At 74.5% G+C, this 23,963-nt stretch carries 19 protein-coding genes; 12 read left to right on the top strand and 7 right to left on the bottom strand.

Annotated elements, in window-relative coordinates:
- Positions 1-83: 83 nt before the first annotated feature.
- The 4 genes from LX83_RS11100 to LX83_RS11085 all read left to right on the top strand — a co-directional run bounded on the left by LX83_RS11100 (position 84) and on the right by LX83_RS11085 (position 8,005).
- Entirely contained in the window at positions 84-4,766 is a 4,683-nt protein-coding gene (locus LX83_RS11100; protein WP_456356009.1) for an ATP-dependent helicase, read from the top strand.
- 85 nt (positions 4,767-4,851) lie between these two features.
- Positions 4,852-5,454 carry a winged helix-turn-helix domain-containing protein gene (locus LX83_RS11095; protein WP_253770025.1) on the top strand — a complete coding sequence of 201 codons (603 nt, stop codon included), beginning with the start codon at positions 4,852-4,854 and terminating at the stop codon, positions 5,452-5,454.
- Positions 5,455-6,013: 559 nt separating this feature from the next.
- Positions 6,014-6,856: a TIGR03620 family F420-dependent LLM class oxidoreductase gene (locus LX83_RS11090; RefSeq protein WP_253770023.1), complete on the top strand. Its 843-nt coding sequence runs from the start codon at positions 6,014-6,016 to the stop codon at positions 6,854-6,856.
- Positions 6,857-7,078: 222 nt separating this feature from the next.
- Positions 7,079-8,005: a TIGR03620 family F420-dependent LLM class oxidoreductase gene (locus LX83_RS11085; protein WP_253770021.1), complete on the top strand. Its 927-nt coding sequence runs from the start codon at positions 7,079-7,081 to the stop codon at positions 8,003-8,005.
- A 21-nt stretch (positions 8,006-8,026) separates the two neighbouring features.
- On the opposite strand, the gene LX83_RS11080 is transcribed toward LX83_RS11085, so the two are convergent.
- Positions 8,027-9,403, bottom strand: a complete 1,377-nt coding sequence (locus LX83_RS11080) for an MFS transporter (RefSeq protein WP_253770020.1) — start codon at positions 9,401-9,403, stop codon at positions 8,027-8,029.
- A 95-nt stretch (positions 9,404-9,498) separates the two neighbouring features.
- A complete protein-coding gene (locus LX83_RS11075) occupies positions 9,499-9,795 on the bottom strand; it encodes a DUF1330 domain-containing protein (RefSeq protein WP_253770018.1) in 297 nt (98 codons plus the stop codon).
- Between the two features lie 110 nt (positions 9,796-9,905).
- On the opposite strand from LX83_RS11075, the gene LX83_RS11070 reads away from it, so the two are divergent.
- Positions 9,906-10,637: a TetR/AcrR family transcriptional regulator gene (locus tag LX83_RS11070; protein ID WP_253770015.1), complete on the top strand. Its 732-nt coding sequence runs from the start codon at positions 9,906-9,908 to the stop codon at positions 10,635-10,637.
- A 53-nt stretch (positions 10,638-10,690) separates the two neighbouring features.
- Here LX83_RS11070 and LX83_RS11065 read toward each other — a convergent pair whose 3' ends face one another.
- The gene (locus LX83_RS11065) at positions 10,691-11,422 is read right to left on the bottom strand and encodes a VOC family protein (protein WP_253770013.1); all 732 of its coding nucleotides are present in this window, start codon (positions 11,420-11,422) and stop codon (positions 10,691-10,693) included.
- A 77-nt stretch (positions 11,423-11,499) separates the two neighbouring features.
- Positions 11,500-12,387 carry a maleylpyruvate isomerase family mycothiol-dependent enzyme gene (locus LX83_RS11060; protein ID WP_253770011.1) on the bottom strand — a complete coding sequence of 296 codons (888 nt, stop codon included), beginning with the start codon at positions 12,385-12,387 and terminating at the stop codon, positions 11,500-11,502.
- Between the two features lie 323 nt (positions 12,388-12,710).
- On the opposite strand from LX83_RS11060, the gene LX83_RS11055 reads away from it, so the two are divergent.
- On the top strand, positions 12,711-13,295 hold the full coding sequence (locus LX83_RS11055) for a YbaK/EbsC family protein (protein WP_253770009.1): 585 nt from the start codon (positions 12,711-12,713) through the stop codon (positions 13,293-13,295).
- On the top strand, positions 13,292-13,858 hold the full coding sequence (locus LX83_RS11050) for a GNAT family N-acetyltransferase (RefSeq protein WP_253770007.1): 567 nt from the start codon (positions 13,292-13,294) through the stop codon (positions 13,856-13,858). The genes LX83_RS11055 and LX83_RS11050 overlap by 4 nt, the downstream gene beginning before the upstream one ends.
- Positions 13,859-14,041: 183 nt before the next feature.
- Here the strand turns inward: LX83_RS11050 and LX83_RS11045 are convergent, their stop codons facing one another.
- The gene (locus LX83_RS11045) at positions 14,042-15,724 is read right to left on the bottom strand and encodes a DUF885 domain-containing protein (protein WP_253770005.1); all 1,683 of its coding nucleotides are present in this window, start codon (positions 15,722-15,724) and stop codon (positions 14,042-14,044) included.
- Positions 15,725-16,157: 433 nt separating this feature from the next.
- Between LX83_RS11045 and LX83_RS11040 the strand changes: the two genes are divergently transcribed.
- On the top strand, positions 16,158-16,754 hold the full coding sequence (locus LX83_RS11040) for a DUF3153 domain-containing protein (protein WP_253770002.1): 597 nt from the start codon (positions 16,158-16,160) through the stop codon (positions 16,752-16,754).
- 92 nt (positions 16,755-16,846) lie between these two features.
- Here the strand turns inward: LX83_RS11040 and metF are convergent, their stop codons facing one another.
- Positions 16,847-17,734, bottom strand: a complete 888-nt coding sequence (gene metF, locus LX83_RS11035; protein ID WP_253770000.1) for a methylenetetrahydrofolate reductase [NAD(P)H] — start codon at positions 17,732-17,734, stop codon at positions 16,847-16,849.
- Between the two features lie 103 nt (positions 17,735-17,837).
- Between metF and LX83_RS11030 the strand changes: the two genes are divergently transcribed.
- From LX83_RS11030 to LX83_RS11015, 4 genes are all read left to right on the top strand, one after another.
- Entirely contained in the window at positions 17,838-18,929 is a 1,092-nt protein-coding gene (locus LX83_RS11030) for a polyprenyl synthetase family protein (RefSeq protein ID WP_253769998.1), read from the top strand.
- A 2-nt stretch (positions 18,930-18,931) separates the two neighbouring features.
- Positions 18,932-20,464 carry a phytoene desaturase family protein gene (crtI, locus tag LX83_RS11025; RefSeq protein WP_253769996.1) on the top strand — a complete coding sequence of 511 codons (1,533 nt, stop codon included), beginning with the start codon at positions 18,932-18,934 and terminating at the stop codon, positions 20,462-20,464.
- A gap of 334 nt (positions 20,465-20,798) precedes the next feature.
- Positions 20,799-22,409, top strand: a complete 1,611-nt coding sequence (gene mptB / locus LX83_RS11020; protein ID WP_253769994.1) for a polyprenol phosphomannose-dependent alpha 1,6 mannosyltransferase MptB — start codon at positions 20,799-20,801, stop codon at positions 22,407-22,409.
- A 26-nt stretch (positions 22,410-22,435) separates the two neighbouring features.
- Positions 22,436-23,473 carry a phytoene/squalene synthase family protein gene (locus LX83_RS11015; protein ID WP_253769992.1) on the top strand — a complete coding sequence of 346 codons (1,038 nt, stop codon included), beginning with the start codon at positions 22,436-22,438 and terminating at the stop codon, positions 23,471-23,473.
- Positions 23,474-23,584: 111 nt separating this feature from the next.
- Here the strand turns inward: LX83_RS11015 and LX83_RS11010 are convergent, their stop codons facing one another.
- On the bottom strand, positions 23,585-23,950 hold the full coding sequence (locus tag LX83_RS11010; RefSeq protein ID WP_253769990.1) for an Rv2175c family DNA-binding protein: 366 nt from the start codon (positions 23,948-23,950) through the stop codon (positions 23,585-23,587).
- Positions 23,951-23,963: the final 13 nt, after the last annotated feature.

Genomic DNA, 23,963 nt, shown 5'->3' with positions numbered 1-23,963 from the left:
GCGCGGGACGCTCGAACATGCGGCGTGGCCAAGCACACCCCGCGGGGGCGGAGATTGTCGGTGGGGTGGGTGAGTATGGGCGTGTGGACGTGCTCGACCTGTTCTCGCCGGCGACCAGACAGTGGTTCACCGGCGCTTTCGCCGCGCCGACCGACGCACAGGCCGGGGCGTGGCAGGCGGCCGCCCAGGGTGAGCACGCGCTGGTCATCGCGCCCACCGGGTCGGGCAAGACGCTGGCCGCGTTCCTGTGGGCACTGGACCAGCTGGCCAGCCAACCACCCCCGGACCAGCCGAAGCACCGCTGCCGCGTGCTGTACGTGTCGCCGCTGAAGGCGTTGGCGGTGGACGTGCAGCGCAACCTGCGGGCCCCGTTGGCCGGTATCCGCCAGGCCGCGCACCGGCTGGGCGTGGCCGAGCCGGACATCACCGTGGGCATGCGCACCGGCGACACCCCGGCTGACGAGCGCCGCTCGTTCGCCCGCCGGCCGCCGGACGTGCTGGTGACCACGCCCGAGTCGTTGTTCCTGCTGCTCACCTCGGCCGCGCGGGAGTCGCTGCGGGGCGTGCGGACCGTCATCGTCGACGAGGTGCACGCGGTGGCCGGCAGCAAGCGGGGCGCCCACCTGGCCCTGTCCCTGGACCGGTTGGACGCGCTGCTGGACCAGCCGGCGCAGCGCATCGGGCTGTCCGCCACGGTTCGGCCGGTGGAGGAGGTCAGCACGTTCCTGGCCGGGGGCCGGCCGGTGCGGGTGGTGCAGCCGGCCATCCCGAAGACGGTCGAGGTGCGGGTCGAGGTGCCGGTGCAGGACATGGCCGAGCTGGGTGGCGGCTCCGCTGCCCCGCCGCCCGCGGCCACGAGCTGGGCGGACCGGTTCGACGCGGCGGCCGAGCCGGATCCGGACGCGGAACTGGACCTCGGGGGCCCGCTGCCGGACCGGCAGGCGCGGCCGTCGATCTGGCCGTCGGTGGAGCGCCGGGTGCTCGACCTGGTCCAGGCGCACCGGTCCACGATCGTGTTCGCCAACTCGCGGCGGCTGGCCGAGAAGCTGACCGCGCGGCTGAACGAACTGGCGTTGGAGGACCAGGAGGCGGCCGGGCTGGTCGACACCGGCACGGGCGAGTCGCGGGAGCGGTTCCCGGCCGAGGCGATCGGTGAGTCCGGGGTGGCCAGGGGCGTGGCGCCGGTCGTGGCCAGGGCGCACCACGGGTCCATGTCCCGGGAGCAGCGCACCCAGGTGGAGGAGGAGCTGAAGTCCGGGCGGCTGCCGTGTGTGGTGGCCACCTCCTCGCTGGAGCTGGGCATCGACATGGGCGCGGTCGACCTGGTGGTGCAGGTGGAGGCGCCGCCCACGGTGGCGTCCGGGTTGCAGCGGGTCGGCCGGGCCGGCCACCAGGTGGGCGCGGTGTCGCGGGGCGTGATGTTCCCGAAGTTCCGGGGCGACCTGGTGTCCTGCGCGGTGGTGGCCGAGCGGATGCGCGACGGGGCGATCGAGGCGCTGCGGTATCCGCGCAACCCGCTGGACGTGCTGGCCCAGCACGTGGTGGCGATGGTGTCGGTCGAGCCGTGGGACGTGACCGAGCTGGCCAGCCTGGTGCGGCGGTCGGCGCCGTTCGCCGCGCTGCCCGACTCCGCGCTGCACGCGGTGCTGGACATGCTGGCCGGCCGGTACCCGAGCGAGGAGTTCGGCGAGCTGCGGGCCCGGATCACCTGGGACCGGATCACCGGCCAGCTGCGTGGCCGGCCCGGTGCCCAGCGGCTGGCGGTGACCTCGGGCGGCACCATCCCGGACCGGGGGCTGTTCACGGTGACCACCCCACCGGGTGAGAACGGCTCGGGTTCGCGCGTGGGCGAGTTGGACGAGGAGATGGTCTACGAGTCGCGGGTGGGCGACGTGTTCCTGCTGGGCACCTCGTCGTGGCGGGTGCAGGACATCACCCACGACCGCGTTGTCGTCGTGCCGGCCCCGGGGCAGCCGGCCCGGATGCCGTTCTGGAAGGGCGACGCGCCCGGTCGGCCGCTGGAGCTGGGCCGGGCGCTGGGTGCCTTCCTGCGGGAACTGGTCAGCCTGGACGGCGACCGGGCCAGGCAGCGGGCCGAGCAGGCGGGGCTGGACGAGTGGGCGTGCGACAACCTGCTCGCCTACCTGGCCGACCAGCAGGCCGCGACCAGGCACGTGCCCGACGACCGGACGATCCTGGTGGAGCGGTTCCGCGACGAGCTGGGCGACTGGCGGCTGGTGGTGCACTCGCCGTTCGGCGCGCAGGTCAACGCGCCGTGGGCGCTGGCCATCGCGGCCCGGCTGCGCGAGCAGCGGGGGGTGCAGGCGCAGGTCGCGCACTCCGACGACGGCATCGTGCTGCGGCTGCCCGACGCGGTGGACGCCGAGGGCGCCGAGGTGGTGGCGGGTGCCTCCGACGTGCTGCTGGACCCGGAGGAGGTCGAGCAGGTGGTGGTGGCCGAGGTGAGCGGATCCGCCCTGTTCGCGGCCAGGTTCCGGGAGTGCGCGGCCCGGTCGCTGCTGCTGCCCCGGCGCGATCCGAGGCGGCGCACCCCGCTGTGGCAGCAGCGCCAGCGCGCGGCGCAGCTGCTGTCGGTGGCCGCCCAGTACGAGCGGTTCCCGGTGGTGCTGGAGGCCATGCGGGAGTGCCTGCAGGACGTCTACGACGTGCCGGGGCTGCGCGAGCTGATGGCGGACGTGCGGGCGCGGCGGGTGCGGGTGGTGGAGGTGGAGACACCCACACCGTCGCCGTTCGCGCGCAGCCTGCTGTTCGGCTACGTCGGCATGTTCCTCTACGAGGCGGACGCGCCGCTGGCCGAGCGGCGGGCGGCGGCGCTGTCGCTGGACTCCACGCTGCTGGCCGAGTTGCTGGGCGCGGAGGCGATCCGGGAGCTGCTGGACCCGGAGGTGGTGGCCGAGGTCGAGGCGTCGCTGCAGCGGCTGACACCGGAGCGGCGGGTGCGCGACCTGGAGGGCGCGGCCGACCTGCTGCGGTTCGTGGGTGACCTGTCCGTGGCCGAGGCCGAGCAGCGCGGGGTCGACCCGGCGTGGCTGGACGAGCTGGTGGCGCAGCGCCGGGCGATCCGGGTGCGCGTCGCCGGCGAGCAGCGGGTGATCGCGATCGAGGACGCCGGCCGGGTGCGCGACGCGTTGGGGGTGGCCCTGCCGGTGGGTGTGCCCGAGGTGTTCACCGAGCCGGTCGCCGACCCCCTGGGTGAGCTGCTGTTCCGGTACGCGCGCACGCACGGGCCGTTCCCGGCGCTGGCCGCGGCCGAGCGGTTCGGGCTGGGCGTGGCCGTGGTCACCGCCGTGCTGGACCGGATGGTCGGCTCGGGTCGGCTGGTGCGGGGTGAGCTGCGGCCGGGCGGCACGCACACCGAGTACTGCGAGGCCGAGGTGCTGCGGCGGCTGCGGCGGGCCTCGCTGGCGCGGCTGCGGGCCGAGGTGGAGCCGGTGGAGCCGGCCGCGCTGGGCCGGTTCCTGCCCGGCTGGCACGGGGTGGGCCGGCGCCGGTCGCTGCGCTCGGTGCCCGGCGTGGACGACGTGCTGGCGGTGATCGAGCAGCTGGCGGGCGCGCCGCTGCCGGCCAGCGCGGTGGAGTCGCTGATCCTGCCGGCGCGGCTGCCCGGGTACTCGCCGGCGCTGCTGGACGAGCTGACCGCGTCCGGTGAGGTGACCTGGACCGGGTGCGGTGCGCTGGCCGGCGGCGACGGCTGGGTGGCGTTCGCGCCCACGGACGTGGCCGACCTGCTGCTGCCCGAGGTGGCCGAGTCCGCACCGGACACACCGCTGCACCGCGCGGTGCTGGCCGCGCTGGACGGCGGCGCGCTGTTCTTCCGCCAGGTCGTCGACCGGGCCGGCGCCGTGCTGCTGGCCGAGGACCCGGCCGCGGCCGCACCCGCCGACCAGGACGTGGTGGCGGCGCTGTGGGACCTGGTGTGGGCGGGGCTGGTCACCAACGACACGCTGGCGCCGCTGCGCGCGGTGGTGTCCGGTCGGGGTGCCACGCACAAGCCGCGGCGGAGCGCGCCCCGCGGCCGGTACGCGCGGCTGCGCGCGGGCCGACCGGCCATGCCCAGCCGCACCGGGCCGCCCACGGTGGCCGGCCGCTGGTCGCTGGCGGTGGATCGGGAGCTGGACGCGACACGGCGGGCGCACGCGCGCACCGAGGCGTTCCTGGAGCGGCACGGGGTGCTCACCAGGGGCGCGTTGGACACCGAGCGGGTCACCGGCGGGTTCAGCGGGGTGTACCGGGTGCTGCGGGCCATGGAGGAGTCCGGCCAGGTGGTCCGGGGTTACGTGGTGGAGGGGCTGGGCGCGGCCCAGTTCGCGGCGCGGGGCGCGGTGGACCGGCTGCGGGCGGTGAGCCGGGCCGCCGGCCAGGAGCGGCCCGAGTCGGTCGAGGCCGTGGTGTTGGCCGCGGCCGACCCGGCCCAGCCGTACGGCGCGGCCCTGCCGTGGCCGGCGCCGGTGGGTGGGACCAAGCACCGGCCGGCGCGCAAGGCCGGGGCGCTGGCCGTGCTGGTGGACGGGCTGGCCGTGCTGTACGTGGAGCGGGGCGGCCGGTCGCTGCTGTCGTTCACCGAGGACGAGCCCGCGCTGCGGGTCGCGGCCGAGGCGTTGACCGGTGCGGTGCGGGACGGCTGGCTGGGCCAGTTGGCGGTGCAGCGGGCCGACGGGGCGGAGGCGCTGACCTCCCGACTGGCCCAGGTGCTGCGGGACGCCGGGTTCCGGGCCACCCCCAAGGGGCTGCGGCTGCGCGCCTGACCGGGCGGGCCGGCTGGAGCGCGCCGCCCTGCTCAGCGAGCGACTGGCGGTTGCCGGTCGGGGTGTGCCGGTAAAGTCTCTGAGGATGCCCCAGGACCTGCCAGAAACCCGCGACGAGCAGGCGGCCCCCACGCACCCGATTCGGACCGCCCTGCTGGAACTGCTGCGCGACCGGGAAACGCTCACCTCGACCGAGGCGGCCCGCGAGTTGGGGTACAGCTCTGGGCTGTGCTCGTTCCACCTGCGCCAACTCGCCAGGTACGGCTACCTGGAGGAGGCCACGGGTGGGCGCGGCCGGGTGCGCCCGTGGCGGCTGCGCCAGGGGATGGCTGACCAGGTGGCCGCGGAGCTGGCCAGGGCCGACGCCGCGGCCGGCGGGACGGTCGCTGCCAAGGCGATGGACCCGGACGAGTTCGGCTCGCTGGCCAGGGAGCTGGAGGACGAGGGCTACCAGCGGTGGCTGCGCCACCGCGATCGCGCGCCGGACGAGTGGCGGCACGACGAGGCGTTCAGCGCGGTGCTGTTCCTCACCCCCGAGGAACTGGGCGAGGTGGCCGACCAGGTCCGCGCGATCTACGCCCGCTACGCCGACCGGGAGCACGACCCGGCGGCCAGGCCGGAGCGGGCTCGGCCGGTGGGCGCGGTGAGCCGCCTGTTCCCGCTGCTGCCGGCCGACGACACCGCCTGATCGGGGTGCGCCGGCCGGTGCGCTCGACCGCGTCGGCTGTGCGGGCTGGCCGAGGATCGTCAAGAGGGTCGGCGTTTTCCGGCCCGACCGCGCGGTCCAGGACGCGGATGACGGCCAGCGGGGTGGCCCGGGGCCCGGCGACGTAGCACGGTCAGCCCCAGGCCGACGCCGTGCCGTGCCGGCGGTGCGCGCGAGCAACCAGGATCGAGGCCAGCCCTCCGGATCCGGGCTCGACACCGTCACCGGAGCCGTTGGCGTGGGGCCAGTCCGGGGGGTCGCCCCGACGTCGATGCCTGGTGTTCCGGGTCGCGCTGATCCAGCAGCCGGCCACGGGCGGTGGCGGCGCCTGTCGTGGGCGCGGGTGCCTGCGGAAAGCACCGGTGGACAATCCGAAGATCATCTCCATATATTAATCGGAGACATACTCCGATTCATTCCCGCGTCTGCCCGTCGGGGTGGTCACCACTCGGGGCGGGTGACGTGTCAGCCACCCGAACTGACCCACCGTGGTCGATGGATTTCGGCACGACCGGCACCGACACCGTGAGGAGACACCCGCGTGAGCATTGGCATCTGGACCTTCGGACTGGACACCCAGCCGATCAACGAGGTCCGCGAGGCCGCCGCCGAGATCGAGGAACTCGGCTTCGCCATGCTGTGGTTCGGCGAGTACCCCGGTCGGGAGGCGATGACCCAGGCGGCCCTGCTGCTGGCCGCGACCCAGCGCCTGACGATCGCGACCGGAATCGCGCGAATGGACCGCCGCGACCCGGTGGGCGCCGCCGCGGCGCACCGCACGCTGTCCGAGGCGTACCCGGGCCGGTTCCTGCTCGGCCTTGGCGGACAAGCGATCGGCAACCGGCCGGTGGCGACGGTGCGCGACTACCTCGACGCGATGGACGAGGCCCCACTCGTCAACCCCGCTCCCGAGCAGCCCGCCCGCCGAGTGCTGGCCGCGCTCGGTCCGGGGATGCTCCGGCTGGCGGCGGAGCGGGCCGACGGCGCGCACACCTACTTCGTGCCGGTCGACCACACCGCGCGAGCGCGGGAGATCATGGGTTCCTCGGCGTTTTTGGGCGTGGAGCAGGCCGTGGTGCTGGAGCCGGACCCCGCGCGGGCCAGGCAGATCGCCCGGGAGCACGTCGGGGTCTACCTCCGGTTGGCCCCGCACCAGCAGGCCAACCTGCGCCGGCTCGGATTCACCGACGCCGATCTCGCCGACGGCGGCAGCGACCGGCTGGTCGAGTCCATTGTGGCCTTCGGTGGCGAGGAGGCGATCGCCGACCGTGTGCGCCAGCACCACCAGGCTGGCGCGGACCACGTCTGCCTGCAGGTGCTCGACGGGGCCGACGAGCGGTTGCCCCGGGCCGAGTGGCGGCGACTCGCCGACATCCTGCGGTGACGACCGGAGCCGGGCCGACAGCGCCAGCCGGGTTCGCCGGCCACGGCTCGGGAGTCGCGGTCTCGTCCATGTCCTTCGGCCCGGCGGTGAACGTCGGGCCGAGGCGGCGGACACCTCGCGGACGCTGTCCGGGAACCAGCGGTAGACAAGCGGAGTGTGCCTCCATATATTAACCGGAGAGACACTCCGAATCTTTCGGCACGGCTTCTCCGGGGGTTGTTCATGCGGCTTGACGTGGTGCGGTTGACCAGGCAGCGCCTTGGTCCGGTGGGTGTGTGGCTGTTCGGGGGCGACCCCACGCCGGTGCGGGAGGAACGCGAGGCTCTCGGCCGGCTGGAACGACTCGGCTACGGGTCGGCGTGGATGGGCGAGAGCCTGGGCGGCCGGGACGCGTTCGCCCGGTCCGGGGTCTTCCTCGCGGCCACCGAGCGCCTCGCGGTCGGCACCGGCATCGCCAACGTGTGGGCACGCCACCCGGTGACCGCGCAGGCGGCCGGCCGGACCCTGGCCGAGGCGCACCCGGGCCGGTTCGTGCTCGGCCTCGGCGTGGGGCACGCGTTCCAGGCCCAGCAGGTGGGCGAGAGCTTCCAGCGCCCACTGAGCCGCCTGCGCGACTACCTGTCCACAATGGACGAGGAGGCCGCGGCCAACCCACCGGCCGAGCCGTTCGCCCGGGTGCTGGCCGCCATCGGTCCGAAGATGCTGGAGCTGTCCCGGACGCACGCGGACGGCGCCCACCCGTTCTTCGCGCCGCTGGAGCACACCGCGTTCGCCCGCCAGATCCTCGGGCCGGACCGGTTGCTCATCCCGCACCAGGCGGTGCTGCTGGAATCCGACCCGGTCCGAGCGCGCGCCATCGCCCGGGAATCCGTGCGGCTCGCCATCACCCGGGGCGCGCCCGCCTACGCGCGGGCCTGGCAGCGGTTCGGCTACGCCGACGACATCGCCGACACCACCGACCGCCTGGTGGACGCGGCGGTCGCCTGGGGTGACGAGGAGGCGATCGCGCGGCGGGTGCGCGCGCAGCTCGACGCCGGCGCCGACCACGTGCTGGTCTCCCCCACCGGAACCGATCTGTCCGGTGTGGTCGACCAGCTCACCCGGCTGGCGCCGGCGCTGCGTGAGATCAGCCGCGACGACGCCGGCTGAGGCCACGCGGGCCGCGTGCGGTCACGCCGGCCCGGTGGCCGCGCCCCGGCGGTGCGGGGTGAGGGTCAGGCTGAGCAGCGCGCTGACCACCAGCGCCGCCGCCACGGTGAGCACGCTGACGGTGAACGCGCTGGCATAGCCACTGGCGTCCACGCCGGCGAAGAACACCGCGCCGAGCACGGCCACGCCCACCGACGCGCCGAACTGCTGCGCGGTGTTGTAGATGCCCGAGGCCGAGCCGGCGAACTCCGGTGGCGCGGCGGACAGGTACAGGGTGGCCAGGGCCGGGAACACCAGGTTGATCCCGGCCCCGGCGACGAGCAGCCCGGGCACCAGCGACCACACGCCGGCCGCGCCCTCGGCCTGGGCCGGGCCGAGCAGGCCGAGCGTGCCCACCGCGACGAGCAGGCAGCCGACCAGCACGGTGCCGCGACCGAACCGGGTGGTGAGGCGCCCCACGACGATCGCGGTGACCAGGCTGCCCGCGCAGAACACGATGGTGATCAGCCCGGCGGCCAGCGGGCCGTGACCCTGCCCGTCCTGCAGCCACAGCGAGAACACCAGCAGGAACCCGTTGAAGCCGGCGAAGGACAGCAGCATCACGGCCAGCCCGGCGACGATGTTCCTGCGCCGCAGCAGCCCCAGTGGCAGCAGCGCGCCGGCCCGCCAGGACGGTCGGCGGTGCTCGGCCGCGGCCAGCCCCACCACCGCGAGCACCCCGGCGGCCAGGCAGGCCCACGTCCACGCCGGCCACCCGTAGGCGCGGCCCTCCAGCAGCGGGAACACGATCGCGACCAGTCCGGCGGTGAGCGTGCCGGCCGCCAGCCAGCGCGGGCGGACCGCGTCGGCGACCCGGCTCTCCGGCACCAGCCAGCTCCCCAGCACCACCAGCACCGCGGTGACCGGCACGCTGACCAGGAACACGCTCCGCCAGCCGAGCGCGCCGAGGTCGGCGGTGACCAGTCCCCCGCCCAGGACCAGGCCGGCCGACTGGGCGAACGGGCCGGCGATGCCGAACACGCCGAAGACGGTGGCCCGCTCCCGGCCGTGGAAGATGCCGTGCAGGATGCTGATCACCTGCGGCGCGATCAGCGCGGCGCCCAGCCCCTGCACGGCGCGCGCCGCGATCAGCGCGGTCGGGTCGGGCGCGAGGCCGGCCGCCAGCGCGGCCAACCCGAGCACGGCGGTGCCGACCAGGAAGACGCGCTTGCGGCCGCACAGGTCGCCCAGCCGGGCGGCGGTGATCAGCGCGGCGGCGAAGGCCAGCAGGTAGGCGGCGGAGAACCACTCCACCTGGGTGGGGCTGGCGGTCAGCCCGCGCTGGACGGCGGGCAGGGCGACGGTGACGATGGTGGCGTTGAGCAGGTCCAGCATGAAGGCCGCGGTCAGCACGGCCATCGCGGCCCACCTGCGGGGATGCTCAGCGCGCTGTCCGGAGTGGACAGAATCGGCGGCAGTGGTGCCGGTACCCGCCGGGGGCGCCTGGTCGGTGGTCATGGCCGGGTGCCCTCGACCACGAGCAGGCGCAGCTCGATCGCGCCCTGCCGGGCCACCCTGGCCCGCTCGTACTCGGGCGAGGCGTACCACGCGTGGGCCCGGTCGCGGTCGGGGAACTCCAGCACGGTGATCACCCGGGGCGCGGGCCACGCGCCCTCGACCACCTCGGGCACCTGGCCCCGCACCAGGTAGCGGCCACCGTGGGCGGCGATGGACGCCTCGGCGAGCACCCGGTACTCGCGGGCGCGCTCCTCGTCCAGCACCTCGGAATCAACGAACACGTAGGCAGGCATGTCTGCTCCGGTGGGGATCGACCACAAGGGATTGTCTTCGGCGTGTAAATCGGAAACGCCGTGTACTTCTGACACGCTGGAGAGTAGTGCAACGGGGTAGAGTGTCAAGGGTGTCGTCAGCGACAGCGAGTCAGCCGGTGAGCCGGCGGGAGCGACTTCGGGCCGAGACCACCCGGGAGATCACCGCGATCGCCCTGAAGCAGCTGGCCACCGAGGGACCGGGCGGTCTCTCACTGCGCGGGATCGCCCGCGAGATGGGCATGACCGCGCGCGCCATCTACAGCTACTTCGCCACCCGCGACGAGCTGGTCACCGCGTTGATCCGGGACGTGAGCACCTCGCTGGCCAACGCGCTGGAGACCGCCGTCCATGCCGTGCCGGCCGGTGATCCGGGCGCCGGGCTGCTGGCCTGGGGCGAGGCCCTGCGGGAGTGGGCCCTGGCCAACCCCGAGGGCTTCCGGCTGATCTACGGCGACGCGGTGCCCGGCTACCAGCCACCCGAGGACGGGCCGGCCGACCAGGCCGCGCGGCGCATCTGCGGCGGGCTCAACCGGCTGGTCGCCGCGGCCTGCCCACCCGCGGCCGCGAGCGCTGACAGCGCGCGGGCCGGCACCGCCGACTGGTCGCCGTTCCCGCCGAGCTACGTCGCCAAGGTGCGGGCAGAGGTCCCGGACCTCGCACCGGAGGTGGCCGCGCTCGCCCTGCGGGTCTGGGGCCGGATGCACGGCCTGGTGGGCCTGGAGATCCACGGCCACCTGCGTCCGGTGTACACCGACCCGGCCGCGCTCTACCGCGCCGAGCTGCGCGAACTCGTCCGGTCCCTGACCACGCCGACCGGCTGAGCACAGCGCCCCTGGCCAGCGCGGGCTGATGCGGTCAGCGCGGGGTGAGCCGGTCAGCGCGGGGTGAGCACGCAGAACTCGTTGCCCTCCGGGTCGGCCAGCACCCGCCAGGACACCGCACCCTGGCCGATGTCCACCGGCACCGCGCCCAGCGCGCACAACCGGTCCACCTCGGCGGCCAGATCACCGCCGGGGGTGGGGGCGAGGTCGAGGTGCACCCGGTTCTTGCCGCGCTTGGCGCCGCTGTCGGCCACGAACTCCAGCCACGGCCCCACCCCGGAACTCGGCCGCACCGAGGCGAACTCGGCCTGGCTGTCCACCACGGCCCACCCGGTGGCCCCGGCCCAGAACTCCGCGAGCGCGCCGGGCCGCACCGCGTCGACCACCACGGCGGCGAGCGCGCCGGTGTGCTGGTAGACCGGGCGCGGCTCCAGCACGCAGAACTCGTTGCCCTGCGGGTCGGCCAACACCACCCAGGGCAGCTCCCGGCGCTGGCCGATGTCGGCCGGCTCGGCACCCAGCCGCCCGGCCCGCTCGACCAGGTCGCGCTGGTGCGCCGCGGACGTGCTGGCCAGGTCGAGGTGGACGCGGTTCTTGCCCGCCTTGGCGTCGGCCACCGGCACGAAGGTCAACTTCAGCGTCGAGCCGGGGATGTCGGTGGCGCGCACGGTCACCTGGTCCTCGGCGACGTGCTCCACCCGCCAGCCCAGCAGGTCGGCCCAGAACCGGGCGAGCGGCACGGGGTCGGCCGCGTCGACCACGATGTCCACCAGTCGGGTAGCCATGACCGGACGATACCGCCGGGTGCCCGGACCGGGCCCCCGAAATATCGCGCCCGCCCACGCGACCAGCGGGCGGGCGGTCAGCGGGTGGCCAGCCGGAGCAGGGCCCACAGCTGGGCCACGGCGTCGTCGTCGCCGGTGACGTGGACCGCCCGGTTGGGCAACCGGCCCCACAGCCACAGGTACACGTCCATCGGCGAACCCGAGACCTCGGCGTCCACCCACTCCCCCGCGCCCGACCCAGGACCCTGACCGTCCACATCGGATCGGTCCACATCGGACTGATCGGTGCCACCGGGCCGATCGGCGCCGCCGCCGACGCGGACCTGGCCGGCCTCGGGCGCGGCGCGCCAGCCCGCGGTGCCGTCCGGACCGCCCCGCGCCACCCACACCCGGCCGCCGGTGCGCACGGCCACCGAACCGCGCCGCGGCCCGGTCACGCCCAGCACCGCCAGCCGGTGGGTGAACCACAGCGACAGCACCTCGTCCACCCCGTCCAGCGCCACGTCGTCGGCCACCGGCGCCAGCGGCTGGCCGAGCGCGGACTGCACGTCCACCCGGTGCACCGTGGTCTCGTGCACCAGGCGCCGCCGCCAGAAGCCGTAGTTCGCCTCGGTCGGCCACCACGTCGGGCACGGCTCGTCCGGTTCGTGCGCGGCCAGTTCGGCCAGCAGCCGCCTGGCTCCCGAGCGCAGGAAGTCGGTGAGGCTCTCGTCCGGGCGCGGGTCCTCCCGCCAGGTGCGCGGCCGGTAGCCGTCGCGCAGCCAGGCCAGCACCATCCGGTAGGAGCTGGCCACGTGGCGGACGGTCTCGCCGACGGTCAGGCCGGGGCAGCTGGGCACGGCCAGGTCCGGGTCCTGGTCGTGCGCGCACGCGGCCAGCAGTTCGCTCTCGACGCCCAGCACGTCCAGCAGGCGCCCGGGGTCGACCAGCGCGTGACCGCGGGCAGCGCCACTACCGTTGTTCATGGCCGGGACCTCCGGGCAACGCTGGGTCTGCTCGCTCGCTGTGGCCGGCGGTGTTCCCCTCGGCCCCGTTCCCGCTGGTCTCGCCTCCCACCCTCGCGCCCGTCACCCGGACTGGCGAGCCTGGTGGTGGGGTGCTTCCCCCACCCCACCACCAGGCCCAGTGATCGAACTAATGTTCGAACACCTTCAGATTTACCATGCTCACGGGCATCTCTCAACCTGCTGTGGGGGCTGTCGCACGGGTGGGTGACCACACGTGGTCTGATGAGCCGCGCCCCTCCCTGATCAGCCGGACGGGCGAAGATGCGGTACAAGGAGTTCCCGTGAGTCCACTCAACCACGCCGGGATGCAGAAGGTGGTCGCGGCACTGACCGAAGCCGGGCACGACCGGTCCGCCGCCGGGGTCCGCGTGCTCGACGACGACGTGCGCACCGCCGCCGACGCCGCCGCCGCACTGGGCGTGCCCGTCGGCGCGATCGCCAACAGCCTGGTGTTCACCGCGGTCCTCGACGGCGTCGAGCGCCCACTGCTCGCGCTCACCTCGGGCCGGCACCGCGCGGACACCACCCGGCTGGCCGAGCTGGTCGGGGCCACCGAGGTCGGCAAGGCCTCGCCCGCCTTCGTCCGCACCCACACCGGGCAGGTCATCGGCGGGGTCGCCCCGGTCGGCCACCCCGAGCCGATCCGCACCCTGGTGGACACCGCACTGGCCGACCACCCGGTGGTCTGGGCCGCGGCGGGACACCCCAAGTCCGTCTTCCCCACCACCTTCGCCGACCTGGTCGACCTGACCGGCGGCACCCCGGCGTGGCTCGCCGACCAACCCGAGCCAGCCGCCCCGTCCCGTCCCGCCCCGGCCGGCTCGCCCGACCAGGCACCCCGACCCGCATCGGACACGCCCTCGTGACCACAGCACCCTCGCCGCACGACGAACGACTGGTCGAACTGTCCGCCACCGACCTGCAGAACCGGCTCGGCGAAGCCCTGGAGCTGTACGTGGCGGCCATGGGCTACCCACCCGGCACGGTGGAGCAGCGCGCACCCATGTGGCTGGCGCACATGATGCGCGAGGACTGGCGGTGCGTGGCCGTGCTGGACGCGAACGACGCCCTGCTGGGCATCTGCTACGGCTACCGCGGCGCCCCCGGCCAGTGGTGGCACGAGCAGGTCCGGCGCGGCCTGGTCTCGGTGGCCGGGCCGGTGGCCGCCGACGAGTGGCTGCGCGACTACTTCGAACTGACCGAACTGCACGTGCGGCCGGACGCCCAGGGCCACGGCCTCGGCGGCGACCTGTTACGGGGCCTGCTGCGCGAGGTGTCCTCGGCCAGGGTGCTGCTGTCCACCCCGGAGGGGCCGACCAGGGCGTGGCGGCTCTACCGCCGGCTGGGCTTCACCGACGTGCTGCGCCACTACCGGTTCACCGGCGACCCCCGGCCGTTCGCGGTGCTCGGCCGCACCCTGCCGGTGTAGCCGCCGCCGGGGAGAACCCACCGGGCACCGGAGAACGGGCGGAGCAACGGGCGACAGCGGTGGAGCCACCCGCGTCGGGTGGCCCCACCGTGCTGTTCAAAGGCTCTCGGCCGCACTGTGCTCACCACAGCTCCCGGCCGAGCGACCCCGGCCGAACTGTGCGCGCCGCAGCTCGCCAGCAGCTCAGAGCGCGGCCAGCCGGTCGCGCAGCGTGTCCAGGCCCATCGCGCCCAGCTCCAGGGCCTGCTGGTGGAACGCGCGCAGGTCGAAGTCGGCGCCCTTGCGCTGCCTGGCCTCGTCCCGGGCGGCCAGCCACAGCCGCTCGCCCAGCTTGTAGGACGGGGCCTGGCCGGGCCAGCCCAGGTAGCGGTCGATCTCGTCGCGCACGTGCGCCGGGTCGGTGATCGTGCGGGTGAGCATGAACTCCAACCCCAGCTCCGGGGTCCACCGCTCGCCCTCGTGGAACCCGGTGCCGGCGGGGATCTCCAGCTCCAGGTGCATGCCGATGTCCACGATCACCCGGGCGGCGCGGAACAGGTGCGCGTCCAGCATGCCCAGCAGGTCGCCGTTGTCCTCCAGGTAGCCCAGCTCGCGCATGAGCCGCTCGGCGTAGAGGGCCCAGCCCTCGCCGTACCCGGACACCCAGCACATCAGCCGCTGGAACCGGTTGAGCTTGCCCGCCTGGTGCACGGCCGTGGCCACCTGCAGGTGGTGCCCTGGCACGCCCTCGTGGTAGACGGTGCTGACCTCGCGCCAGGTGGAGAACTCCTCCCGGTCGGCCGGCACCGACCACCACATCCGCCCCGGCCGGGCGAAGTCGTCGGTGGGAGCGGTGTAGTAGGCGCCGACACCACCGCCGGGCGGGGCGATCCGGCACTCCAGCCGCATCAGCTCGTCCGGGATCTCGAAGTGCACCCCGCGCAGCTCGACCAGGGCCCGGTCGGACAGCCGCTGCATCCACTCCTGGAACGCGGGCTGGCCGTGCACCCGGTAGCGGGGGTCGGCGTCCAGGGCGGCGGCGGCCTCGGCCAGGGTGGCGCCCGGCTTGATCCGGTCGGCCACCTGCTTCATCTCGGTCTCGATGCGGGTGAACTCCTGCCAGCCCCACTCGTAGGCCTCGTCCAGGTCCAGCTGGGCGCCGGTGAAGTAGCGGGACCACAGCTGGTAGGTCTCCCGACCGACCGCGTCCTTGGTCGGGGCCTTCGGGGCCAGCTCGTCGCGCAGGAACCCGGCCAGCTCGGCGTAGGCCTGGCTGGCCGCCGCGGCACCGGCGGCCAGGTCGGCGTGCGGCGCGCCGGCCACCTCGTCGGCCTGGGCGGCCAGGTTCGCGAAGAACGACCGGCCGCCGCGCAGCCCGGCCCAGGTCTCGCACTGCTCGATCACCCTGGTGACCTGGCGCAACGCCGAGACCCGGCCGTCGGCCGCGGCGTGCGACAGCGCGGCCCGCAGGTTGGCAACGGCCTGCGGCATGTTGGCCAGCCGCTTGGCGATCACCGCCCACTGCTCGGCGGTGTCCGTGGGCATCAGGTCGAACACCTCGCGCAGCCCCTGCACCGGGCTGTCGATCACGTTCAGCGCGGAGTCCACCAGGCCGGCGTGGTAGATCTCGGTGGACAGGCCCACCCGCTCCAGGAACACCTCCTTGGCGGCCCGCTCCGAGTCGTCGGCCGGTTCGGCCGCCTCGACGTCCCGCAGCGCCCGCTCGGCCAACGCGTTGCGGGCCGCCAGCGCGTCCGGCGAGAAGTCGGTCAGTTCCTCGTCGTGGCCGGGCACCCCGAGATCGGTGGCGAGGTTCGGGTTCAGTTCGGCGTAGTCCGCGACATACTGATCACTGATCTCGTGCACGCTGGTGCGGGATGAAGACATGCGCCGCACGCTACCTGCTCGACCGGGGTGGTCGGCACCGTGTTCCGCCACGCCACCGGCGCACTGTCGGTAGCCACGCCGCACCTTCGGTGCACGCGGTGTGGTTCGACCGGTCGGTTTCCGCGTGGACTGGCAGGATGATCACGTGTTCCAGGGCTTGCTCCGGCGTCCTCGCGCGACAGTGTTGCCTCAGGCTCTCGGCCGAGGTCTCGGCCGATCCGCGCTGCCTCAGGCTCTCGGCCGAGGTCTCGGCCGATCCGCGCTGCCTCAGGCTCTCGGCCGAGGTCTCGGCCGATCCGCGCTGCCTCAGGCTCTCGGCCGAGGTCTCGGCCGATCCGCGCTGCCTCAGGCTCTCGGCCGAGGAGGCCTCGGCCGATCCGCGGCCCTGCTGCCGCTGTTCCTGCTCGTCACCCTGCTGACCACCACGGGGTGCGTGCGGGTGCACGCCGCCATGGCGGTGTCCTCGGACGACCTCGTCTCCGGTGACATCGTGGCCGCCGTGCCCCCGGCGCAGGAGAGCGATCCCGGCCCCCAGTTCAAGATCCCGGACCAGTTGGCCGGCCGGGCCAGCACCGAACCGTACAAACAGGACGGTTACGTGGGCAGCCGGCTGCGCTTCACCGGCCTGAGCTTCGACGAACTCCACGACCTGGCGGCCACCTCCGGCGGCTCGGAGAGCCGCTACCAGCTCAGCTTCCGCCGTTCCGGCGAACTGGTGACCATGTCCGGCTCGGCCGACCTGAGCAGCGTGCGACAGGAGCGGGCGGACATCCAGGTCAAGATCAGCTTCCCCGGTGCGGTGACCGACACCAACGGCATCGACGAGGCGAGCAACACCGTCGCCTGGACCCTCAAACCCGGCGAGGCCACGATGATCTCGGCGGTGACCCGGTACGCCGGCCAGGGGAGCATGTCCTGGATGGCCTGGTCCCTGGTGGTGGGCGCGCTGGCCGTGGGCGCCGCCCTGGTGGTCGGGGCGCTGGCCCTGGTCGCGCACAGACGGGCCGTCCGGGTGTCGGACCTCACCTGAGGCCGGCCGACCAACGGGCCACAACGGGCCACATCGACGCCGGGTCTGACGGCGCCCGGCCGGCTCGGCCGCCAGGAGTTCGGGCGCCCGCCTCAGCGCACGTGCGCCGGCAGCAGCCCGAGTCGGCCGATCACCTCCTTGGTGGCCTTGGACCGGTTGAACGTGTAGAAGTGCAGCCCGGGCACGCCCTCGGCGAGCAGCCGGTCGCACAGCTCGGTGACCAGGTCGATACCGGCGGCGCGGAACGCCTTGGCGTCGCCGGCCAGCGGCTCCAACCGGGCCGCCAGCTCGCGCGGCAGTTCGGCGCCGGACAGCTCCACGGTCTTGGCCAGGGTGCGCGGGGTGGTCAGCGGCATCACCCCGGGCAGCAGGGTGGTGTCGCAGCCGGCCGCCGCGACCCGGTCGCGCAGCCGCAGGAAGTCGTCCGGGTGGAAGAACAGCTGGGCGATGGCGAAGTCCGCCCCGGCCCGCAGCTTGCTCACCAGGTGCCGGGTGTCGGTGTCCAGGTCGGCCGAGCGCGGGTGGCCGTACGGGAACGCGGCCACGCCCACGCAGAAGTCCCCGAGCGAGCGCACCAGCGCGACCAGCTCCTCGGCGTAGGTCAGCCCCTGGGGGTGGGCGATCCACTCGCCCATCGGGTCGCCCGGCGGGTCGCCGCGCACCGCGAGCACGTTGCGCACGCCGATGGCCGCGTACCAGCCGATCACGTTGCGCAACTCGGCGACCGAGTGGTTGACCGCGGTGAGGTGCGCCATGGGGGTGAGCGTGGTCTCCTGGGCCACCCGGCTGGTGGTGCTGATGGTGCGGTCCCGGCTGGACCCGCCGGCACCGTAGGTGACCGACACGAAGGCCGGGTCGAGCGCTTCCAGCTCCCGGATCGCCCGCCACAGCCGCCGCTCGTCCTCGTCGTCCCTGGGCGGCATGAACTCCACGGACACGGCCGGGTTCCTGCTCCGCAGCCGCTCAACCACCGACGTCATGCTACCCAGGGTAGAGGTACTCCCGGCGAATGGAAGGTGACGTTCGGTCATTGGGACGGGCCCCGGTGGCGGGCCGTGTTCGCGCAGGCCGGACCATAGACGTGTGTCCGCACCACACCAGCTCCACCCGCTCGACGTCGAGCTGCCCAAGCACGTCGAAGAGGCATTGGCCCACTACCTGTCCGCGCACCTGGCCACGATCGCCCGCACCGAGGAGAGTTTCGTCGGCGCGGTGGACGCGCTCACCGGGTTCGTGCTCGGCGGCGGCAAGCGCATCCGGCCGACCTTCGCGTGGTGGGGCTGGCGCGCCGGCGGCGGTGACCCGGACGGTCCGGACACGCCCGCGGTGCTCACCGCGATCAGCTCGCTCGAACTGGTCCAGGCGTGTGCCCTGGTCCACGACGACCTGATGGACGCGTCCGCGACCCGGCGCGGCGCGCCCACCGTGCACGTGGCCTTCGCCGGCCAGCACCGCGCGCACGGCTGGCTGGGCCAGCCGGAGCGGTTCGGGCTGGCCGCCGCCCTGCTCATCGGTGACCTGGCGCTGGCCTGGGCCGACGACATGCTCCAGGGCTCCGGGCTGCCCGCCGCCGCACTGGAGCGGCTGCGCGACCCCTGGCACGGGATGCGCACCGAGATGCTGGCCGGGCAGTACCTGGACATGCTCACCCAGGCCCGCGGCGAGTCCGCCGCCGAGGTGGCGCTGCGCATCGCCAGGCACAAGACCGCCGCCTACACCGTGGAGCGCCCGCTGCAGTTGGGCGCGGCCATGGCCGGCGGCTCCGCCGAACTGGTGGCCGGGCTGCGCCGGTTCGGCGCCGACCTCGGCGTGGCCTTCCAGCTGCGGGACGACCTGCTCGGCGTGTTCGGCGACCCGGCGATCACCGGCAAGCCGGCCGGCGACGACCTGCGCGAGGGCAAGCGCACCCTGCTGGTGGCGCTGGGCCTGGACCGGGCGGGCGCGGCCGAGGCGGCGCGGCTGCGCGGCGCGATCGGCCGGGCCGACCTGACCGAGTCGGACGTGGCAGGCGTGCGGGCGCTGCTGGTCGAGGTCGGCGCGGTCGACGCGGTCGAGCAGCGGATCACCGAGCTGACCGACTCGGCCATGGACGCGCTGCACGCCACCCCCGTGGCGGAGCCGGCCGCGACCAGGCTGGCCGAGCTGGCGGTCAGCGTGACGAAGCGGACCCACTGACCATGCGCACCGTCACCGGACCCACCGATCACGTCGTGGTCGTCGGCGCCGGCCTCGCCGGCCTGTCCGCCGCACTGCACCTGCTGGGCGCCGGCCGGCGGGTCACCGTGGTGGAGCGGGCGGACGGCCCCGGCGGCCGGGCCGGCCGGCTCGACCTGGGCGGCTACCGGATCGACACCGGCCCGACCGTGCTGACCATGCCGGAGCTGGTCGAGGAGGCGCTGGCCGCGGTCGGCGAGTCGCTGACCGACCGGCTCGACCTGCTGCCGGTGCACCCGGCCTACCGGGCCCGGTTCGCCGACGGCAGCCGGATCGACGTGCACAGCGACGCCGAGGCCATGGAGGCCGAGGTGCGCCGGGTGGCCGGCCCCCGCGACGCCGAGGGCTACCGCCGGCTGCGCCGCTGGCTGACCGAGCTGTACGAGGTGGAGCGGGACCGGTTCATCGGCGCGAACTTCGACTCGCCGCTGGACCTGCTCGGCCCGTCGCTGGCCCGGCTGGCCGCGCTGCGCGGGTTCGGCCGGCTCGGCCCGGCCATCGCCCGGTTCTTCGCCGACGAGCGGCTGCGCCGGCTGTTCTCCTTCCAGGCGCTCTACGCGGGCGTGCCGCCGAGGCAGGCGCTGGGCGCGTACGGCGTGATCCCCTACATGGACACCGTCGCCGGGGTGTACTTCCCCCGGGGCGGCATGCGCGCGCTGCCGGACGCGCTGGCCGGCGCGGCCGAGCGGGCCGGTGCCGAGTTCCGCTACCGGACGTCCGTGGCCTGGCTGGAGCGGATCGGCAGCCGGGTGACCGCGGTGCGCACCAGCCAGGGCGAGCGCATCCCGTGTGACGCGGTGGTGCTCACCCCGGACCTGCCCACCGCCTACCGGCTGCTCGGCCACGCGCCCCGCCGCCCGGTGCCGGTGCGCTGGTCGCCGTCGGCGGTGGTGCTGCACCTGGGCAGCGACCGGACCTGGCCGGACCTGGCCCACCACACCGTGCTGTTCGGCCGGGAGTGGGACCGCACCTTCACCGAGATCATCCACGACGGCCGGTTGATGAGCGACCCGTCGCTGCTGGTCACCCGGCCGACCGCGACCGACCCGACGCTGGCGCCGGAGGGCAGGCAGCTCTACTACGTGCTCGCGCCCTGCCCGAACCTGGCCACCGGCCCGCTGGACTGGCCGCGCGTCGGCCCGGCCTACCGGGACGAGCTGATGCGCGTGCTGGAAGCACGCGGCCTGGCCGGGCTGGACGCGTCGGTGGAGCTGGAGCACCTGGTCACCCCGGCCGACTGGGCGCGGATGGGCCTGGCCGCCGGCACCCCGTTCTCGGCCGCGCACACCGTCGCCCAGACCGGCCCGTTCCGGCCCCGCAACCTGCTGCGCGGGGTGGACAACGCCGTGCTGGCCGGGTGCGGCACCACCCCGGGCGTCGGCGTGCCCCCGGTGCTGATCTCGGGCCGGCTGGCCGCCCAGCGCGTCGTCGGCACCACCCTGCCCCGGCGCAGCACCCCCACCACCCGCTCCCGTCCCGTGCCCACCAGCCCCTGACCACCACCCGTGTTCACCCCGCGCAGGGCCGTTCGGGTGATCGGGGCGTGCCCGGGGTGTCCGCGACAGGGGGGGCGCGGCGGGCCGCCGGCCCCGGTGGACGCGCTCACCGCCGCGCCGCGGTCGCCGCGGCACGGCGGAACGGGGTGTGCCGCGGGGCGGGCGCGGCCACGTGAACGGGAATACGGCAAACGGACGCGGGGCCACGCGGCCGATTCGGCCTCGACGGGGCCTGCTGTTCGTGCGAGGATCAGTCCGGTCATTACGAGCGGATCACGCCACCCCGCCGTTCTATGCCCCCGCGCGCACGCGTTGTGCAACTATGTTTCCCGCGATGCCCGCGACCCCTTCCCTTCCCCGCTCCGGCACCGAGTCGGCCGACCCGGTGCCGTCCTCCGCTGTCGGTTCCCCCACCAGCGACGATACTGGCCGCCGTGCCGTCCGCACGGCTGTGACCAGGCAGGATGATGCCGCTGACCAGGCCAGGGGGTTGCCTCTGGGCACCATCCTGCTCGGCCTGTTCGGCGTCGCGTTGATCGCGCTGGGCGGCACCGGAGCCGGCGGCACCCTGATCCACGACCCGCTGCTGGCCGACACCGCGCTGAGCTGGATCCGCTACGGCCACGGCAAGGACCTGGCCACCGCCGTGCTCTACGGCGGCCTCGGCCTGCTGGTGTGGGCGTGGATCCGGCTGGGCCGGGGGGTGCGCGCCGAGCTGGTCGGCCGCAAGGCCATGCTGCTGACCATCGGCGTGTGGATGCTGCCGCTGCTGGTGGCACCACCGCTGTTCAGCCGGGACGTCTACAGCTACCTGGCGCAGGGCCAGCTGGCGCTGGAGGGGTTCGACCCCTACCAGGCCGGTCCCTCGGTGCTGCCCGGGCCGCTCACCGAGAACGTCAGCTGGGTGTGGCAGAACACCCCGGCACCGTACGGACCGCTGTTCATGCTGGTCGCCAAGGGTGTGGTCGCGGTGACCGGCACCAGCCTGATCGGCGGGGTGGTGCTGATCCGGCTGATGATGGGGCTGGGCGTGGTGCTGCTGTGCTGGTCGCTGCCTGGCCTGGCCAGGCACCTGGGTGGGCGGCCGGCGGTGGCGCTGTGGCTGGGTGTGGCCAACCCGCTGATGCTGGTGCACCTGGTGGGTGGCGCGCACAACGACATGCTCATGGTCGGCCTGCTCGCCACCGGCGTGCTGCTGGTGCTGGAGCGCCGGCACGTCAGCGGCGTCGCCGTGGTCACCCTGGCCACCGCGGTCAAGGCGACCGCCGTGGTCGCGCTGCCGTTCCTGGTGTGGGTGTGGGCGGCCCGGCTGGTCGGCTCGCGCCGGTCCCGGTTCGTCCGGGCCGCCGGCTGGGGCGTGGCGATCTTCGTGACCGTGTTCACCCTGTGCACGCTGGTCGCCGAGGTGAGCCTGGGCTGGATCCCGGCACTGCGCACCTCCTCCACGATCGTGAACTGGCTGTCCCTGCCCACCGCGCTCGGCCAGTTCGTGCACCTGGTCGTCAACTGGGTCGTGCACGTCGACGAGGGCATCTTCCTCGGCATCACCCGTGGCCTTGGCATGCTGCTGCTGGCCTGGCTGGCGATCAAGCAGTGGTGGGCGGCCAGGGACGGCGGGCCGGAGGCGGTGCGGCGCGCGGCGGTCACCCTGCTGGCCGTGGGGCTGCTCTCGCCGGCGACGCTGCCCTGGTACTTCAGCTGGCCGCTGGTGGTGGGCGCGGGGCTGGCCTGGGGCAGCACCGGGCTGGTGCTGGTGGCCCTGGGGTCGGTGTGGATGCTGCTGGTCACCTTCCCCAGCGGGGACACCGCGCTCTACTCGTGGGGCTACCTGTTCCTCACCCTGCTGGCGGCGCTGCTGGCCGCGGTCTCGCTGGTGCGCCCCGACCCGCTGCGGCTGTCCAGCCGCCCGGTCGAGGACTTCCTGCTGCCCCGGATGACCCGGTGAGCCGCCCGCCTATGAGCAGCCCCGGTATGAGCAGCAGAGAACTCGACGCCGCCGGTATCACCGATCCGGTGGTCCGGGCCGCCTACGCGCGCTGCCGGCGGATCAACGCCACCTACGGCCGTTCCTTCTTCCTGGCCACCCGACTGCTGCCGCCGGCGCAGCGTCCCGCGATCCACGCCCTGTACGGCTTCGCCCGGTGGGCGGACGAGATCGTGGACAGCGCGGACGGCCACCCGGCGGGGCCGGCGGGTCAGGGGACGGGCCGGACGGTCGAGCAGCGGGCCGCCGAACTGGACCGGCTGGCCGAGCAGTTGGCGGCCGGGCTGGCCGGCCAACCCTGCCGGCACCCGGTGCTGGCCGCGCTGGTGGACACCGTGCTGCGGCACGACATCGACCCGGCGCTGTTCCCCGAGTTCTTCGCGGCCATGCGGGCCGACCTGCGGGTCGGCGAGTACCCGGACCTGGCCGCGCTGCGCGACTACATGCGGGGCTCGGCCGTGGCGCTGGGCCTGCAGATGCTGGCGGTGTTCGGCACGGTCGGGCCCAGGGACGAGGCGGAGCGGTCCGTGCGCGCCCTGGGTGAGGGGCTGCAGCTGACCAACATCATCCGGGACGTGGCCGAGGATCTGGACCGGGGGCGGGTGTACCTGCCGGCCGCGGACATGGCCGCGTTCGGCGTGGACCGGGCCCTGCTGGCGCACTGCCGCGCCACCGGCCGCACCGAACCCCGGGTGCGGCGGCTGCTGGCGCACCTGGGCGCGCTGGCGCGCGCCGCGTACCGGCAGGCCGAGCAGGGCCTGCCACTGCTGGCGCCCACCGCCCGGCCGTGCGTGCGCACCGCGCTGGTGCTCTACCGGGCGATCCTGGACCGGGTCGCGGCCGTGGACCACGAGGTGTTCGCCGGCCGCGTGGTGGTGTCCACGCCGCGCCGGCTGGCCGTGGCGCTGCCCGGGGTCGGTCAGGCGCTGTGGGCCCGGCTGACCGCGCCGGCGACCGGTTCCCCGGCCACCAGTCCCCCGGCCACCAACCCACCGGCCGGCACCGCCTCGGCACCGGGCCGGTGAGGACATGAACCGCCAGCACCGCCGCCCGACACCGGGCACCGCCGTCGCGGGAGCGTCCTGGCCGGGCAGCCGGTCAACCGCCGGACGCGCGCTGACCGGCTGCCCGCCGTCTCACAGGGCCAGTGCCTGGGCCCGGCGCTTCACCTCCCGCCCGCGGTTGGACCGCAGCGCCTCGATCGGCGTGCCGGGCAGTGAGTCGTCAGCGGTGAACAACCAGCGCAGCATCTCGTCGGTGGAGAAGCCGGCGTCGCGGAGCACGGTGATCGTGCCGGTCAGCCCCTTCACCACCCCTCCCGCGGCGAGGAACTGCTCGGGAACGACGAGCACGCCGTTCCGCCGTTCGGCGATCAAAGCTCCGTCCCGCAACATCTGGTGCACCCGGGTGACGGGCAGGCCGAGTCGGTCGGCCACCTCGGGCAGGGTCAGTACCTCAAGCTCAGGGGCCAGCACGTCAGCAGCAGCAGGAATTGCACTCACGCCGCCACCATGC

The sequence above is a fragment of the Goodfellowiella coeruleoviolacea genome (assembly GCF_024171785.1).
Lineage (GTDB): Bacteria > Actinomycetota > Actinomycetes > Mycobacteriales > Pseudonocardiaceae > Goodfellowiella > Goodfellowiella coeruleoviolacea.
Note: the sequence above shows the minus strand (reverse complement) of the source record. Positions and strands in the feature narration are given on the sequence as shown.